Below are 17,881 nucleotides of genomic sequence, written 5' to 3'. Positions count from 1 at the left end.
ATTAAATTATTTGTCACGACGACGGACAATGAACTTGTCTGTACGCTTGTTCGAACGGGTTTTATAACCCTTCGTTGGTACGCCCCATGGTGTAACCGGGTGACGGCCACCAGAAGTTTTACCTTCACCACCACCGTGTGGGTGGTCTACCGGGTTCATAACGACACCACGGACAGTAGGACGAACACCGCGCCAGCGCATTGCACCTGCTTTACCGTATTGACGGAGCATGTGTTCAGCATTGCCAACTTCACCGATAGTTGCACGGCAATCAGCTAAGACTTTGCGCATTTCACCGCTGCGTAAACGCAGAGTGACATAAGCACCGTCACGCGCCAGGATCTGGGCGAAAGCACCAGCTGAACGCATTAACTGGCCACCTTTAGCAGGCTTCAGTTCGATGTTGTGAACGATTTGACCCACAGGGATGTTGCGCAATGGCATGGTGTTACCCGATTTGATCGGAGAATCCATACCTGATTGCACTGTGTCACCTGCTTTTAAGCCTTTTGGAGCCAGGATATAACGACGCTCACCATCTGCATACAACACTAAAGCGATGTTTGCAGTACGGTTTGGATCGTATTCCAGGCGTTCAACTTTAGCTGGGATACCGTCTTTATTACGTTTGAAGTCAACTAAACGGTAGTGTTGTTTATGACCACCACCGATATGACGTGTCGTAATACGACCGTGGTTGTTACGACCACCGGTCTTAGTTTTCTTTTCTAACAAAGGTGCGTAAGGGCTGCCTTTGTGCAGGTCTGGGTTGACCACTTTTAAAACGTGGCGACGACCTGGTGACGTAGGTTTACACTTAACAAGTGCCATTTCCTAACTCCTCTTATTACTCAGCGCCGCCAACTAAATCGAGCTCGCTGCCTTCTTTAAGAGTAACGTAAGCTTTTTTCCAATCGCTACGTTGGCCAGTACGCACGCCAGTGCGCTTGGTCTTACCCTTAACGTTAACAGTGCGAACACCTACAACTTCCACTTCGAACAGTTTCTGAACGGCAGCTTTGATGTCTGCTTTAGTGGCTGTAGTTGCTACTTTGAACACGACTGTGTTGTTGGTCTCTGCCGCAATTGTGCTCTTTTCAGACACATGCGGAGCCAGAATAACCTTCAGTAAACGTTCTTCACGGATCATGCTAACATCTCCTCGATTTGTTTAACTGCAGCAGCAGTCATCAACACTTTGTCGAAGGCGATTAAGCTGACAGGGTCGATACCGTGAACATCACGCACGTCAACCTTGTACAGGTTGCGGGCTGATAAGAACAGGTTCTCGTCAACTTCGTCAGTAACGATCAGAACATCTTTCAGTTCCATCGCTTTTAACTTGGCAGTCAGTTCTTTCGTTTTCGGAGTTTCAACTGCAAAGCTTTCAACTACGATTAAACGTTCTTGACGAACCAGTTCAGAAAGAATGCTCATGATCGCGCCGCGATACATTTTTCTGTTAACTTTTTGGCTGTGATCTTGTGGCTTAGCCGCAAACGTCACACCACCGCCGCGCCAGATTGGGCTGCGAATTGTACCAGCACGAGCACGACCTGTGCCCTTCTGGCGCCATGGCTTCTTGCCGCCACCGCGTACTTCTGAACGTGTCAGTTGAGCACGTGTACCTTGACGGGCACCAGCTGCGTAAGCAACTACAACCTGATGTACCAATGCTTCGTTGAACTCACGTCCAAAGGTAGCTTCGGAAACTTCAAGAACGCCGTTAGCGTCTCTTAATGCTAATTCCATCACTCATCTCCTCTAGACGTTAGCCTTTGACCGCAGGTTTAACAATCACATCACCGCCGATAGCACCTGGGACTGCGCCCTTCACTAACAGGATGTTGCGTGCTGCGTCTACACGTACCACTTCCAAAGATTGGACTGTTACGCGCTCGGCACCCATGTGTCCGGCCATTTTTTTACCTTTGAATACTTTACCTGGTGATTGGTTTTGACCAATTGAACCTGGTGCACGGTGAGATAAAGAGTTACCGTGAGTCATATCCTGAGTACGGAAATTCCAGCGCTTTACAGTACCGGCAAAACCTTTACCTTTTGATGTACCGACGACATCAACTTTTTTCGTCTCTGCGAAAACTTCAACAGTAATCTCGCTACCAACAGCGATGTCAGCACCTTCGTTGTCTTGCAGGCGGAATTCCCACAGACCACGACCGGCTTCGACACCAGCTTTTGCAAACTGACCTGCATCTGGTTTGTTCAGGCGTGAAGCCTTCACTGTGCCAGCAGTCACTTGCAATGCGCTATAGCCATGAACGTCTTGCGTTTTGATGGCAGTAACGCGGTTTGGTGTTGCTTCGATTACGGTTACAGGGATTGATACGCCATCTTCAGTGAAGATGCGAGTCATGCCCACTTTACGACCGATTAGACCGATAGCCATATCCTAAACCTCTCTAAAAACCTGTCTGATTAGCCCAGGCTGATTTGAACGTCAACGCCAGCAGGCAGATCTAAACGCATCAGAGCATCAACAGTTTTTTCTGTTGGTTCAACGATGTCGATTAAACGCTTGTGGGTACGGATTTCGTACTGATCACGTGCATCTTTATTGACGTGAGGAGAAATCAATACAGTGAAACGTTCCTGGCGAGTAGGAAGTGGGATAGGACCACGAACCTGTGCGCCCGTACGCTTAGCTGTGTCAACGATTTCCATAGTTGACTGATCGATCAAACGGTGATCGAACGCTTTCAGACGGATGCGAATCCTTTGATTACTCATAAACCAAAGCCTCAAAGAGCAAAAAAGAGCAAAAATAAACAAGGGCTATCAACCAATTAAATGGAGAATGCCTCTGCACCATGTTACGTTTGCCCCCCAATCGGGGGCACTGTAGTTGCTTGGTCACTACCCAGCTATAAGCTGGCGTCTGACCAGAGCACCCGTCATTTAAAATGACCGGCCGCGCATTATACTCAACTGAACTGGAAACACAAGTCTTTGTCGATAATTTGAGCACGTTAAGTAAACGCGCATGGCCGGACATTATTCAACTCAGAACAACTCATCTCTCATTTCAACCAATGCACTGATCGGTTGACGGATGATGGCGATAAGTCCCCAAGCTTTTGGCATGACCCGTTCAAAATAGAACCGCGCTGTCAATTGCTTACTTTCGACGAAATCAGCGCTGTGTTTTGCCGGGTCGAGCACCGTTAATGTTTGATGCCACATATATCCGTATAACAAGTAGCCAGACAGATCAACGAAGTCGCAAGCGACAGCTGGTAATAGTTGGGTATTGCTTTTCCCCGCAACTAACAATTCACTGAGCACGTTTTTATATTCAGTCAAGAACGCGGATAAACCCGGATGCGGCTGATTCGCCAATTTCTCTGAGATTTCTGCCAACAATTCATGAAGTGCTTCACCATTGTCAGCTGCTACTTTACGTACGGCGAAATCCAAAGCCTGAATACCGTTCGTACCTTCGTAAATCTGTGCGATCCGGACATCCCGCACCAACTGCTCCATGCCCCATTCCTGAATGTAGCCATGTCCACCAAATACTTGTTGCGCGGTAATGCAGGCATCAAGACCACGGTCGGTCATAAACGCTTTGGTCACCGGGGTTAACAAGTTTGCTCGTGCCTCAGCCTTCTTGTCGCCAGAATATTTGGCTTGGTCGAGTTGCTGCGCTACGTACACCGAAAAACTGCGCCCAGCTTCGTTGATGGCTTTTACATTCAGGAGCATTCGACGCACATCTGCGTGACCTAAAATCGGATCTGCTTTATTGGTGTCCTTGCCAGTCGTTCTACCCTGCAATCGATCTTTGGCGTAACTCAAGGCATTTTGATAAGCACGCTCTGCAGCGCCTAGTCCTTGGCTACCCATTGCCAGCCGCTCGTAGTTCATCATGGTAAACATACAGGCAAGACCTTTGTTGGCTTCACCAATCAGATATCCAACCGCACCGTCAAAATTCATCACACAGCTGGCTGAAGCATGGATACCCATCTTGTGCTCTATTGAACCACAACTCAGCTTGTTTCGTTCACCAAGACTGCCATCGGTATTCACTAAAAATTTAGGAACTAAGAACAGCGAAATACCACGACTGCCGGCAGGTGCATCCGGTAACTTAGCCAAAACCAGGTGAATAATATTTGTAGTCAAATCATGTTCACCAGCGGTAATAAAAATTTTACTGCCACTGACACTGTAACTACCATCGGCGAGCGGCGTCGCTTGAGTGCGCATGATGCCCAAATCAGAACCGGCATGCGACTCGGTCAGACACATAGTTCCAGACCACTCGCCACTATAAAGTTTAGGCAGATAGATTGCTTTTGTTGCTGCGTCGGCATGCTGGTTCAAAGCGACACAAGCGCCAGCAGTCAGACCTGAATAGAGAGAAAACGCGATATCCGCACTGCACAACATTTCCTCGTACATGCTGGCGAGTGTTTTCGGCATCCCCATGCCACCATATTCTGGGTCGCCGGCGAGTCCAGTCCAACCACCCTCACAAAGTTGCTGATAACAAGTTTTATAATGGTCAGGAGTCGTCACGTCACCAGCATGCCACCGCACACCTTGCTGGTCAGCAAGTTTTGATTGTGGCGCAATTAGTTCGGCTGCCACCTTAGCCGCTTCCTCCAAAATGGCTGATGCGGTCTCCTGATCTAACAGCTCTTTGAGCGCAGGTGACTGATCCCAGTATTTTTGCGTTTGCCAAAGATCAAATAGATTAAAGTACATATCGGTTAAGGGGGCTTGGTAGTGGCTCACAATGCTTCTCCATCTGGTACGATGTGTTGTTCTAACATGCCAGCCAGAAAATTTCAAACGCTTGTTTAAATATCTTCTTAATACCGACTGGGGAATACTTTTTCAGTGTAGTCGTATTGAAGATAGAGAGAGGGCAAGTCGACACCGCACAGATATGGCGTCAAAAATTTTGGCAATAAAAAAGGGCCCCGAAGGACCCTTTCATCAAGTAGCGGTGATTACACCAGTACTTTAGATACTACACCAGCACCTACTGTGCGGCCACCTTCACGGATGGCGAAGCGTAAACCTTCGTCCATCGCGATTGGGTTGATCAGTTCAACAACAAACTTCAGGTTGTCGCCTGGCATTACCATCTCTACGCCTTCTGGCAGTTCTACTGAACCAGTTACGTCTGTGGTACGGAAGTAGAACTGTGGACGGTAACCTTTGAAGAATGGAGTATGACGACCACCTTCTTCTTTTGATAACACGTACACTTCGCCTTCAAACTTAGTGTGTGGTTTGATTGAACCTGGTTTTGCTAATACTTGACCACGTTCTACGTCTTCACGTTTAGTACCACGTAACAGCGCGCCGATGTTCTCGCCTGCACGACCTTCGTCTAACAGTTTACGGAACATTTCAACACCAGTACAAGTCGTCGTCACTGTGTCTTTCAGACCAACGATTTCTACTGACTCGCCTACTTTAACGATACCTTGCTCTACACGGCCTGTTACTACAGTACCACGACCAGCAATTGAGAATACGTCTTCGATTGGCATGATGAATGGCTTATCAATCGCACGTACTGGCTCTGGGATGTAAGAATCTAAAGCTGCTGCCAGCTCAAGGATTTTTGGTTCCCACGTTGCATCGCCTTCCAGACCTTTTAACGCTGAACCACGGATTACCGGCAGGTCATCACCTGGGAAATCGTAGTCTGAAAGAAGCTCACGAACTTCCATCTCTACCAGCTCTAACAGTTCTTCGTCGTCTACCATGTCACATTTGTTCATGAATACAACGATGAAAGGTACGCCTACCTGACGAGATAACAGGATGTGCTCACGCGTCTGTGGCATTGGGCCGTCAGTTGCAGCAACAACCAGGATTGCGCCGTCCATCTGAGCAGCACCAGTGATCATGTTTTTAACATAGTCAGCGTGGCCTGGGCAGTCTACGTGGGCGTAGTGACGAGCTGGTGTATCGTATTCAACGTGAGAAGTGTTGATCGTGATACCACGAGCTTTTTCTTCTGGTGCTTTATCGATTTGATCGAATGCGAAAGCCTGACCGCCGTAGTGTTTAGCCAATACGTTGGTGATAGCTGCTGTCAGAGTAGTTTTACCGTGGTCAACGTGGCCGATTGTGCCTACGTTTACGTGCGGTTTGTTACGTTCGAATTTAGCCTTAGCCATTTTAATTACCTTCTGTTAAGTAGGCTCAATTTTTATGAGCCGAATTAAATAATTAGTCGCCAGATTTACGAGATGCAATAATCGCTTCAGTCACATTGTTCGGTGCTTCCATATACTTCAATGGTTCCATTGAGTAAGAAGCACGTCCCTGAGTCAGTGAACGCATGCTTGTCGCATAACCGAACATTTCTGACAATGGAACCTGTGCGTCAACGATCTTGATACCGCCAGGAGCATCTTCCATACCATTGATAATACCGCGACGGCGATTTAAGTCGCCAACAATATCACCCATGAAGTCTTCAGGAGTAACCACTTCAACTTTCATCACTGGTTCAAGAATGACCGGCTTAGATTGCAGTGCACCTTTTTTGAAGCCCATAGAAGCAGCAATTTTGAATGCCATTTCGTTAGAGTCAACATCGTGGTATGAACCGTCGAATACCGAAACTTTAACGTCGATGACCGGGTAACCCGCAAGGATACCGTTTTTCATCTGTTCCTGAATACCTTTGTCGATAGCCGGAATGTATTCCTTCGGAATAACACCGCCAACAACGGCATTCACGAACGTGTAGCCTGCACCTTCTTCCTGAGGTTCGATTTTCAGCCAGCAATGACCAAATTGACCGCGACCACCGGATTGACGGACAAACTTACCTTCAACTTCTGTGCTACCACGAATAGTTTCGCGATAAGCAACCTGAGGTTTACCAACGTTTGCTTCAACTTTGAATTCACGTTTCATACGATCAACGATGATTTCCAAGTGCAGCTCGCCCATACCAGAGATGATGGTTTGACCCGTCTCTTCATCTGTATGTACGCGGAATGATGGATCTTCTGCAGCAAGTTTGCTCAGCGCGACCCCCATCCGTTCCTGGTCAGGTTTAGTTTTCGGTTCAACAGCAACCGAGATTACCGGCTCAGGGAATTCCATCCGTTCAAGCGTAATAATATGGTCCGGATCACATAAAGTGTCACCAGTAGTCACATCTTTAAAGCCGATTCCTGCGGCGATATCGCCAGCACGAACTTCTTTAATTTCCTGACGGTCATTCGCATGCATTTGCACGATCCGGCCGACCCGCTCTTTTTTGTGTTTCACCGGGTTATACACGGAGTCACCAGAGTTGATCACACCTGAATAACAACGGAAGAAGGTCAACGTTCCCACAAATGGGTCCGTGGCAATCTTGAACGCGAGAGCCGAAAACGGCGCATCGTCATCAGCGTGGCGTAAGCCTTCTGATTCGTCTTCGTTGATACCTTTGATCGCTTTAACTTCAGTCGGTGATGGCAAATATTCAATCACAGCATCAAGCATTGCCTGAACGCCTTTGTTTTTGAATGCTGAGCCACACAGCACAAGTACAACTTCATTTGCCAGTGTACGTTGACGCAAGGCTAAACGAATTTCGTCTTCAGTCAGCTCACCGCCATCCAAATAACGCTCCATCAGCACTTCATTAGCTTCAGCAGCAGCTTCCACCATGTTCGCGCGCCACTCTTCGCACTCTGCCAACATTTCAGCCGGAATTTCTTCGTAAGTGAAAGTCATACCCTGGTCTGCTTCATTCCAGTTAATGGCTTTCATTTTCAGCAGATCAACCACACCTTTAAAGTTTTCTTCAGAACCAATTGGCAATTGAATAGGAACAATGGTGTGATTAAGACGGTCGCGAGCTTGCTTTACAACCCGAAGGAAGTCAGCACCAGTCCGGTCCATCTTGTTGACGAAAATCAAACGAGGAACTTCGTACTTGTTAGCTTGACGCCACACTGTTTCAGTTTGAGGCTGAACACCTGACGAACCGCAAAGCACAACAACAGCACCGTCAAGAACACGCAGTGAACGTTCAACTTCAATCGTGAAGTCGACGTGACCGGGCGTATCAATGATATTTACACGATGCTCTGGGAACTGAGCCTGCATACCACGCCAAAACGTCGTGGTAGCAGCAGACGTGATAGTGATACCACGCTCCTGCTCCTGTTCCATCCAGTCCATCGTGGCAGCGCCGTCATGCACTTCACCGATCTTGTGAGACAAGCCGGTGTAGAACAAAACTCGTTCAGTTGTCGTGGTTTTACCCGCGTCAACGTGAGCACAGATACCAATATTCCGGTAACGCTCAATAGGAGTTGTACGTGCCACAATGAATTCCTCTTAAAAAGCTCTAACTTACCAGCGGAAATGGGCGAAGGCTTTGTTAGCTTCGGCCATACGGTGTACGTCTTCACGCTTTTTAACAGCAGAACCTTTGTTCTCAATAGCATCCAGCATTTCACCAGCTAAACGCTGAGCCATTGATTTTTCACCACGTTTACGGGCTGCTTCAGTCAACCAACGCATTGCTAACGCATTACGACGAACCTGACGAACTTCACATGGTACCTGATAGGTAGAACCACCTACACGGCGTGATTTAACTTCGACAGTTGGACGAATGTTATCCAGAGCCACTTCGAAAATATCTAAGTGAGCTTTTTTAGATTTCGTCGCAGCGATTTCTAATGCGCCGTATACAATTGATTCAGCGATTGATTTTTTTCCGTCGATCATTACGACGTTTACAAACTTGGCAAGTAATTCACTTCCGAATTTAGGATCTGGAAGGATTTTACGTTGACCTATGACGCGTCTTCTTGGCATTCGAAACTCCGATTGCTTCAGGTGATTCCAAAACTTTTAATGAAAAAAGTTGTTTAGTTTGGCCTTACTTAACGGAGTTAAGTTATTTATTCTTCGGCCGCTTGGCGCCGTATTTAGAACGGCCTTGCTTACGATCTTTAACGCCTGCACAGTCTAAAGTGCCGCGTACGGTGTGATAACGCACACCTGGAAGGTCTTTTACCCGGCCGCCACGGATCAGAACAACGCTGTGTTCCTGTAAGTTGTGGCCTTCACCGCCGATATAAGAAGAAACTTCAAAACCGTTTGTTAAACGGACACGGCATACTTTACGCAGTGCTGAGTTTGGCTTCTTAGGGGTCGTGGTGTATACGCGGGTACAAACACCACGCTTCTGTGGGCAAGCTTCAAGCGCCGGAACGGTGCTCTTAGAGACCACCTGGCTGCGCGGCTTACGCACTAGCTGGTTGATTGTTGCCATTAAATACTCCTGGTTATTAAATACCCAATAAACGTGTAAAAATACGCACCCAAAATTGGGGCTGCGGGATTTTACTGGTCAACCTTTAACCTGTCAAGACAGAAAAGGCCTGACACACCAGAAGTGCGTCAGGCCTTCGTCAGAATAACAACTTATTCGTCGTTACCAGACAGGTTCATATTGAGAGCATCAGTCAGCGCTTGTTCTGCTGATTCTGCACTCATCGCCGGTTCAGCGACTTCGCCATTGGCAACACGTTGACGTTGACGGGCACGGTTTTGATGATATGAAAAACCAGTACCAGCCGGGATCAAACGGCCAACAATAACGTTTTCTTTCAGACCACGCAGCTCGTCGGTTTTACCACCAACTGCAGCTTCAGTTAACACGCGGGTCGTTTCCTGGAATGACGCGGCAGAAATGAACGAGTCTGTCGACAGCGATGCTTTGGTAATACCCAGCAGGCTGCGTTCGTACTTCGCTGGCATTTTGCCGGCTTTTTCCAGTTCGACGTTCGCGAGATTTACCCGTGATACTTCAACCTGTTCGCCTTCAAGGAACTCACTATTGCCAGGGTGTAAAATCACACACTTACGCAGCATCTGACGGATAATCGTCTCAATGTGCTTATCGTTGATTTTAACGCCTTGCAGGCGGTAAACGTCCTGAACTTCGTTAACGATATAGCTGGCAACATGGTGGATACCACGTAAACGCAGGATATCGTGTGGCGACTCTGGACCTTCAGAAATAACTTCGCCTTTTTCGATCCGCTCGCCTTCAAACACGTTGACCTGACGCCATTTCGGAATCATTTCTTCATGAATATCACCCTGTTCTGGGGTGATCAGCAGACGGCGTTTGCCTTTAGTTTCTTTCCCGAAGCTGATAACACCAGAAATTTCCGCCAGGATGGCTGGATCTTTTGGCTTACGGGCTTCGAATAAGTCAGCAACGCGTGGCAGACCACCGGTGATGTCCCGTGTTTTCGAGCTTTCTTGTGGAATACGCGCCAGTACCGCACCCGCTTTCACATTCTGACCATCGGTAATTTCGATAGTAGTGAAGCTTGGCAGGCGAATTTCCTGCAGTGCACCGTCGTCCATTTCCAGAATTAACTTCGGCTCTTTCGCGTTGGCTTTGGACAAGTCCTTCACCACGGTACGCGTCAGACCGGTCAGGTCATCCTGTTGTACTTCGGTATTGGTATCATCTACATCGCTGTAAGATACCTTGGCGCCGCGCTCAACGATAATCGGGTGAGAATGCGGATCCCAGTTTGCAACGATTTGACCTGACACGATGGCAGCATTGTCATCCGTGGTCATGATCGAACCGTATGGCAGTTTATAACGTTCTTTTTCACGGCCCAGTTCGTCAAATACTGTGACTTCGGCTGAACGTGAAGTAATAACAATTTTGTTGTCGCTGTTACGAACAAACTTGGCGTTATGCAGTTTCAGGATACCGGCATTTTTCACCTGTACGCTGTTTTCTGCAGAAGCCCGCGATGCCGCACCACCGATGTGGAATGTCCGCATCGTCAGCTGTGTACCAGGTTCACCGATAGACTGCGCCGCGATAACACCAACCGCTTCACCAGCGTTGATGATATGGCCACGGGCTAAGTCACGGCCGTAACACTTGGCACAGACACCGAAGTTGGTTTGACAGGTAATTACTGAACGAACATAGACTTCGTCGATTGAATGTTTTTCAATCGCGTCACACAGTTTCTCGTCCAGCATGGTGCCATCTTCAACCAGCACTTCGCCAGTTGCAGGAACCACCACATCACCAATCACCACACGGCCTAATACGCGCTCACGCAGACCTTCTACAACGTCACCACCTTCAATCAGCGGTTTCATCATAATGCCTTTGTCTGAACCACAATCGGATTCAGTCACGACTAAGTCTTGCGCCACGTCTACCAGACGACGAGTCAGGTAACCAGAGTTTGCTGTTTTTAACGCTGTATCCGCCAAACCTTTACGAGCACCGTGAGTAGAGATGAAGTACTGAAGTACGCTCAGGCCTTCACGGAAGTTCGCTGTGATTGGCGTTTCGATGATTGAACCATCTGGTTTCGCCATCAGACCACGCATACCCGCCAACTGACGGATCTGGGCTGGAGAGCCCCGCGCGCCTGAGTCTGCCATCATATAAACAGAGTTAAACGATGGTTGCGTAACGGTATTACCGTCGCGGTCAACCACAGACTCTTTTGACAGATTGTCCATCATCGCTTTTGACAAAGTTTCGTTGGCTGTTGACCAGATATCGATAACTTTGTTGTATTTTTCACCGGCAGTGACCAGACCTTGTTGGAACTGGTCATTGATTTCTGAAACTTCGGCTTCAGCTGCAGCGATGATGTCCACTTTTGCATCAGGAATAACCATGTCGTTAATACCAACAGACACACCTGACAACATTGCGTAGTGGAAACCGGTATACATGATTTGGTCAGCCAGGATAACAGTGTTTTTCAGACCGATCCGACGGTAAGAACCGTTCAGTAAACGAGAGATCTGCTTTTTACCCATCGCCTGGTTCACTGAATCAAACGCCAAACCTTCTGGCAGAATTGAGTACAGGATCGCACGGCCCACAGTGGTATCACGCACTTTGGTTGATGTGGTTCTGTTGCCTTCTTCATCGGCTAACACTTCAACAATCCGGACTTTAACGCGAGCGTGTAAACTGGCCACGCCGGCACGGAAGGCTTTTTCAGCTTCCTTCGGATTTTTGAACATCATGCCTTCGCCTTTAGCGTTGATGGCATCACGTGTCATGTAGTACAGACCCAATACAACGTCCTGTGAAGGAACGATGATTGGCTCACCGTTGGCTGGTGACAGTACGTTGTTGGTCGACATCATCAGCGCACGGGCTTCTAACTGAGCTTCCAGCGTCAGCGGTACGTGGACCGCCATCTGGTCACCGTCGAAGTCGGCGTTGTATGCAGCACACACCAATGGGTGTAACTGAATTGCTTTACCTTCAATCAGTACTGGTTCAAATGCTTGAATACCCAGACGATGCAGTGTTGGTGCGCGGTTCAGTAATACCGGATGTTCGCGGATCACTTCATCTAACACGTCCCACACTTCACCCACTTCGCGCTCAACCATTTTCTTGGCGGCTTTGATAGTGGTGGCTAAACCACGGGCTTCCAGCTTGCCGTAAATAAACGGCTTGAACAGCTCAAGTGCCATTTTCTTCGGCAGACCACACTGGTGCAAACGCAGTGTAGGACCTACGGTAATCACAGAACGACCTGAATAGTCGACGCGCTTACCTAATAAGTTCTGACGGAAACGACCTTGTTTACCTTTAATCATGTCGGCTAAAGATTTCAGCGGACGCTTGTTCGAGCCAGTGATGGCGCGACCGCGACGACCGTTATCTAACAGCGCATCAACCGCTTCCTGCAACATCCGCTTTTCGTTACGAACGATGATATCAGGCGCTGACAGGTCCAGAAGACGCTTCAGACGGTTGTTACGGTTGATCACACGACGGTATAAATCGTTAAGATCTGAAGTTGCAAAACGGCCACCGTCCAGTGGTACCAACGGACGTAAATCCGGCGGCAGTACTGGCAGCACTGTCATGATCATCCACTCAGGCTTGTTGCCTGAAGTGAAGAATGCTTCCATCAGTTTTAAGCGTTTGCTGATCTTCTTACGTTTGGTTTCCGAGTTGATCGTCGGTAACTCTTCACGCATTTGTTTGATTTCTGTCGCAAGTTCGATACCACGTAAAATGTCCAGAATTGCTTCTGCACCCATTTTCGCTTCGAACTCGTCGCCGTGCTCTTCCAGCACGTCTAAGTATTCTTCTTCAGTCAGCATCTGACGACGCTCTAAAGAAGTCATACCTGGTTCGGTCACTACGTAGCTTTCGAAATACAGCACGCGCTCGATATCACGTAATGTCATATCCAGCAGCAAACCGATACGGCTCGGCAGTGACTTCAGGAACCAAATGTGGGCAACCGGGCTTGCCAGTTCAATGTGACCCATGCGCTCACGACGCACTTTGGTCAGTGTGACTTCAACACCACACTTTTCACAGATCACACCACGGTGCTTCAGACGTTTGTACTTACCGCACAGACATTCGTAATCTTTGACTGGGCCAAAGATCCGGGCACAGAACAGACCGTCACGCTCAGGCTTAAAAGTACGGTAGTTGATCGTCTCAGGCTTTTTCACTTCACCAAATGACCATGAACGAATCATGTCAGGTGAAGAAAGACCGATACGGATCACATCGAACTCTTCAGTTTTTGTTTGTTGTTTCAGAAACTTTAATAAGTCTTTCACTTTGCTCTCCTGTCAGAGGTTTAACCGGTAACGGGACGGCTTGCGCCCCAATTCAGCACTCAGATAACAGCCCCGGTTGCCCGGGGCGCTGAGGGTTATTCCTCTTCCAATTCGATGTTGATACCGAGCGAACGGATTTCTTTCATCAATACGTTGAAAGATTCTGGCATGCCTGGTTCCATGCGGTGGTCGCCATCCACGATGTTTTTGTACATCTTGGTCCGGCCATTCACGTCATCAGACTTCACAGTCAACATTTCCTGCAGGGTATAGGCTGCACCGTATGCTTCCAGTGCCCACACTTCCATCTCACCGAAGCGCTGACCACCGAACTGAGCTTTACCGCCCAGTGGCTGTTGGGTAACCAGACTGTACGAACCGGTAGAACGGGCGTGCATCTTGTCATCAACTAAGTGGTTCAGTTTCAGCATGTACATGTAGCCAACTGTAACTTTACGCTCAAAGGTATTACCGGTACGACCATCGTATAACGTGATCTGACCGCTGGTTGGCAGGTCGCCAAGTGCCAGCAATTCTTTGATTTCGCTTTCTTTCGCGCCATCAAACACCGGAGATGCCACTGGTAAGCCTTTACGCAGGTTCTGCGCCAGACGACGAACTTCGTCATCTGTGAAGCTGCCAACGTCAACATCCTGACGAGATTCACCCAGTTCATAGACCTTGACTAAGAAATCACGGATGTCCGAGATTTCACGCTGGTCTTTGATCATGCCGTCAATCTTGTCACCGATACCACGAGCCGCTAAGCCTAAGTGAGTTTCCAGGATCTGACCGATGTTCATCCGCGACGGAACACCTAACGGGTTTAGTACGATATCAACCGGCTGACCTTTTTCGTCATATGGCATGTCTTCAACTGGCACGATAGAAGAGATAACACCCTTGTTACCGTGACGGCCGGCCATCTTGTCACCAGGCTGGATCCGACGTTTAACCGCCAGATAAACCTTAACGATTTTCAGCACGCCTGGTGCCAAATCATCACCCTGGATGATTTTGCGGCGTTTCGCTTCGAACTTCTTATCGTATTCGATACGGATTTCTTCGTATTGAGCCGCTAATTGTTCTAAATCGTTTTGTTTATCTTCGTCCGCTAAACTTTGCGCTAACAGTACGTCAGCACGCATGTTGTTCAGCTTGGTGCGGTCAACACCAGTACCTTCGATCAGGTTACGGGCACGAGAGCAAATGCCTTCTTCCAGGATCCGGAATTCTTCATTCAGGTCTTTCTTAGCCTGTTTGACTTCCATTTCCTCGATTTCACGGGCACGTTTATCTTTTTCTACGCCATCACGGGTAAACACCTGAACGTCGATGACAGTACCTGTCACAGAGTTAGGAACGCGTAATGAAGTGTCTTTTACATCAGAAGCTTTTTCACCGAAGATTGCGCGTAACAGTTTTTCTTCTGGTGTTAACTGGCTTTCACCCTTAGGAGTGACTTTACCAACCAGAATGTCGCCGCCTTTCACTTCAGCACCGATGTACACGATACCGGCTTCGTCCAGCTTCGACAGCGCAGACTCACCAACGTTAGGGATATCTGCAGTAATTTCTTCTGCACCTAACTTGGTATCACGGGCAATACAGCTCAGTTCCTGAATGTGAATAGTGGTCAGGCGATCTTCCTGCACTAAACGCTCAGATAGTAAAATCGAGTCTTCGAAGTTGTAACCGTTCCACGGCATGAATGCCACGCGCAGGTTTTGACCCAGAGCCAGTTCACCTAAGTCCGTAGACGGACCGTCGGCCAGTACATCCCCACGTTCAATCGGCTCGCCATGATTCACACATGGGCGCTGATTGATACAGGTGTTCTGGTTCGAACGGGTGTATTTGGTCAGGTTATAAATGTCGATACCGGCTTCACCGGCCACCATTTCTTCTTCGTGTACTTTAATAACAATACGGCTGGCGTCGACATAATCAACAGTACCACCACGTTTTGCGACCACAGTTACACCAGAATCTTTGGCAACCACACGCTCAACACCAGTACCTACTAACGGCTTATCAGCACGTAAAGTTGGTACGGCTTGACGTTGCATGTTTGAACCCATCAATGCGCGGTTGGCGTCATCGTGTTCCAAGAACGGGATCAAGGCAGCGGCAACTGATACGATTTGTTGCGGGGCAACGTCCATGTACTGGACTTTGTCCGCAGGCATCAGCGTAAATTCATTTTTGTAACGGCAAGGAACCAGTTCTTCAACCAGACGGTTTTCTTTGTTCAACTCGGCGTTGGCCTGAGCGATCACGAAGTTACCTTCTTCAATGGCTGATAAGAAATCTACTTCGTCGGTCACAATACCATCTTCAATACGACGGTAAGGGGTTTCCAGGAAACCATACTCGTTCGTCTGTGCGAACATAGACAATGAGTTGATCAGACCGATGTTTGGACCTTCCGGCGTTTCGATTGGACAGACACGGCCGTAATGCGTTGGGTGAACGTCGCGGACTTCGAAGCCTGCGCGCTCACGGGTTAAACCACCTGGGCCTAACGCAGAGATGCGACGTTTGTGCGTCACTTCAGATAACGGGTTGTTTTGGTCCATGAACTGAGACAGCTGGCTTGAGCCGAAGAATTCTTTCACTGCTGCCGAAATTGGCTTGGCATTGATTAAATCCTGTGGCATCACTGCGTCTAAATCGCCCAGTGATAAACGCTCTTTCACCGCACGTTCAACGCGGACTAAGCCAACGCGGAACTGGTTTTCAGCCATTTCACCAACAGAACGAATACGACGGTTACCTAAGTGGTCGATATCGTCCACTTCGCCGTTACCGTTACGGATATCAATCAGTACTTTCATGACGGCTAAGATGTCGTCTTTTGACAGAACACCGGCGCCTTTACCTTCTTCAAAATTCACGCGGCGGTTGAATTTCATCCGGCCAACGGTTGACAGATCATAACGATCTTCTGAGAAGAACAGGTTTTGGAATAACGTTTCTGCAGCTTCGCGTGTTGGCGGTTCGCCAGGACGCATCATGCGGTAGATTTCGACCAGCGCTTCCATCCGGTTGTTGCTCGGATCGATGCGAATCGTGTCAGAGATATAAGCACCCTGATCCAAATCGTTGATATACAATGTTTTAAAGCTGTCATAGCCAGCTTTTGCTAATTTCGCCAACAACTCCAGTGTGAGTTCAGCGTTCGCCTCGGCAATAATCTCTCCGGTTGAACGGTCAGCATAATTTTGTGCAAGCACACGGCCGACGACGTACTCATGCGGTACTTCCATCAGGGTCAAGCCGGTTTTTTCCAACTGACGAACGTGTTTAGCGGTTATACGACGACCCGCTTCAACGATAATTTCGCCGTTGTTGTCTTTGATGTCGAATTGGGCAGTTTCACCACGTAAGCGGTTCGCCACAACGGCCATCATCAACTTACCATCTTTGATTTCAAATGTAGTATTTTCAAAGAAGGTGTTCAGGATGTCTTCAGTACTCAGCTCAAGCGCACGTAATAAAATCGTGGCCGGCAGTTTACGACGACGGTCAATACGCACGAATAACGCATCTTTAGCATCAAATTCAAAATCTAACCATGAACCACGGTAAGGAATGACGCGAGCGTTATACAGTACTTTGCCTGATGAGTGAGTTTTACCACGGTCGTGATCAAAGAACACGCCCGGACTACGGTGCAGCTGAGAAACTATTACCCGTTCAGTACCATTAATCACGAAGGTACCGTTTTCAGTCATGAGCGGAATTTCGCCCATATAAACTTCTTGCTCGCGGATGTCTTTGATTGTGCCTGGTGCTTCTTTATCAAATAACACCATCCGCAGTTTCACACGCAGCGGCGCTGAGTATGTAACACCACGGATCTGACACTCTTTCACATCAAACACAGGTTCGCCGATCCGGTAACTGACGTATTGCAGTTCTGCGCTACCTGAATAGCTTTTGATCGGGAATACAGAGCGGAAAGCGGCTTCTAAACCGTATCCACCTTCTGGATCTGGCTCAATAAATTTGCTGAACGATTCGATTTGAATCGACAACAGATATGGTACGTCCAACACTTGTGGGCGTTTACCGAAGTCCTTACGGATACGTTTCTTTTCAGAATAAGAGTAAGTCATGGGGTTCCTCAGCTTGCTGATTTTTTACCCTACCTACCCTTGCGGGGCGGTGGTTATGAACATCCACAATGGCGTCATAAGGGGCGGGGAAAATCAATGTCCCACAGCGCAAAAAGGCCGGTGGTTATTTCACCACCAGCCTA

Annotated in this window: 12 protein-coding genes; all 12 read right to left on the bottom strand. The window is 48.2% G+C overall.

Going from position 1 to position 17,881, the window contains the following annotated elements; all coding sequences use genetic code 11:
- Positions 1 to 6: 6 nt before the first annotated feature.
- Entirely contained in the window at positions 7 to 831 is an 825-nt protein-coding gene (rplB, locus tag A5320_RS01040) for a 50S ribosomal protein L2 (RefSeq protein WP_068059820.1), read from the bottom strand.
- 16 nt (positions 832 to 847) lie between these two features.
- Positions 848 to 1,150 carry a 50S ribosomal protein L23 gene (gene rplW / locus A5320_RS01035; RefSeq protein ID WP_068059819.1) on the bottom strand — a complete coding sequence of 101 codons (303 nt, stop codon included), beginning with the start codon at positions 1,148 to 1,150 and terminating at the stop codon, positions 848 to 850.
- Positions 1,147 to 1,752 carry a 50S ribosomal protein L4 gene (rplD, locus tag A5320_RS01030; protein ID WP_068059816.1) on the bottom strand — a complete coding sequence of 202 codons (606 nt, stop codon included), beginning with the start codon at positions 1,750 to 1,752 and terminating at the stop codon, positions 1,147 to 1,149. Before rplD ends, rplW begins: the two co-directional genes overlap by 4 nt.
- Positions 1,753 to 1,771: 19 nt before the next feature.
- Positions 1,772 to 2,410, bottom strand: a complete 639-nt coding sequence (gene rplC, locus A5320_RS01025) for a 50S ribosomal protein L3 (RefSeq protein WP_068059813.1) — start codon at positions 2,408 to 2,410, stop codon at positions 1,772 to 1,774.
- A gap of 29 nt (positions 2,411 to 2,439) precedes the next feature.
- Complete coding sequence (rpsJ, locus tag A5320_RS01020) at positions 2,440 to 2,751, bottom strand: 30S ribosomal protein S10 (RefSeq protein WP_008899121.1); 312 nt, start codon at positions 2,749 to 2,751, stop codon at positions 2,440 to 2,442.
- Between the two features lie 273 nt (positions 2,752 to 3,024).
- The gene (locus A5320_RS01015; RefSeq protein WP_068059811.1) at positions 3,025 to 4,764 is read right to left on the bottom strand and encodes an acyl-CoA dehydrogenase family protein; all 1,740 of its coding nucleotides are present in this window, start codon (positions 4,762 to 4,764) and stop codon (positions 3,025 to 3,027) included.
- Between the two features lie 218 nt (positions 4,765 to 4,982).
- Positions 4,983 to 6,167, bottom strand: a complete 1,185-nt coding sequence (gene tuf / locus A5320_RS01010; protein ID WP_068059781.1) for an elongation factor Tu — start codon at positions 6,165 to 6,167, stop codon at positions 4,983 to 4,985.
- A 52-nt stretch (positions 6,168 to 6,219) separates the two neighbouring features.
- Positions 6,220 to 8,325, bottom strand: a complete 2,106-nt coding sequence (fusA, locus tag A5320_RS01005) for an elongation factor G (RefSeq protein WP_068059808.1) — start codon at positions 8,323 to 8,325, stop codon at positions 6,220 to 6,222.
- Between the two features lie 27 nt (positions 8,326 to 8,352).
- Positions 8,353 to 8,823: a 30S ribosomal protein S7 gene (rpsG, locus tag A5320_RS01000; RefSeq protein WP_068059805.1), complete on the bottom strand. Its 471-nt coding sequence runs from the start codon at positions 8,821 to 8,823 to the stop codon at positions 8,353 to 8,355.
- 82 nt (positions 8,824 to 8,905) lie between these two features.
- A complete protein-coding gene (gene rpsL / locus A5320_RS00995) occupies positions 8,906 to 9,283 on the bottom strand; it encodes a 30S ribosomal protein S12 (protein WP_031564163.1) in 378 nt (125 codons plus the stop codon).
- A 152-nt stretch (positions 9,284 to 9,435) separates the two neighbouring features.
- A complete protein-coding gene (gene rpoC / locus A5320_RS00990) occupies positions 9,436 to 13,617 on the bottom strand; it encodes a DNA-directed RNA polymerase subunit beta' (protein WP_068059802.1) in 4,182 nt (1,393 codons plus the stop codon).
- A 95-nt stretch (positions 13,618 to 13,712) separates the two neighbouring features.
- On the bottom strand, positions 13,713 to 17,738 hold the full coding sequence (gene rpoB / locus A5320_RS00985) for a DNA-directed RNA polymerase subunit beta (protein ID WP_068059800.1): 4,026 nt from the start codon (positions 17,736 to 17,738) through the stop codon (positions 13,713 to 13,715).
- Positions 17,739 to 17,881: the final 143 nt, after the last annotated feature.

This window comes from Rheinheimera sp. SA_1, from assembly GCF_001669775.1.
GTDB lineage: Bacteria > Pseudomonadota > Gammaproteobacteria > Enterobacterales > Alteromonadaceae > Pararheinheimera.
Note: the sequence above shows the minus strand (reverse complement) of the source record. Positions and strands in the feature narration are given on the sequence as shown.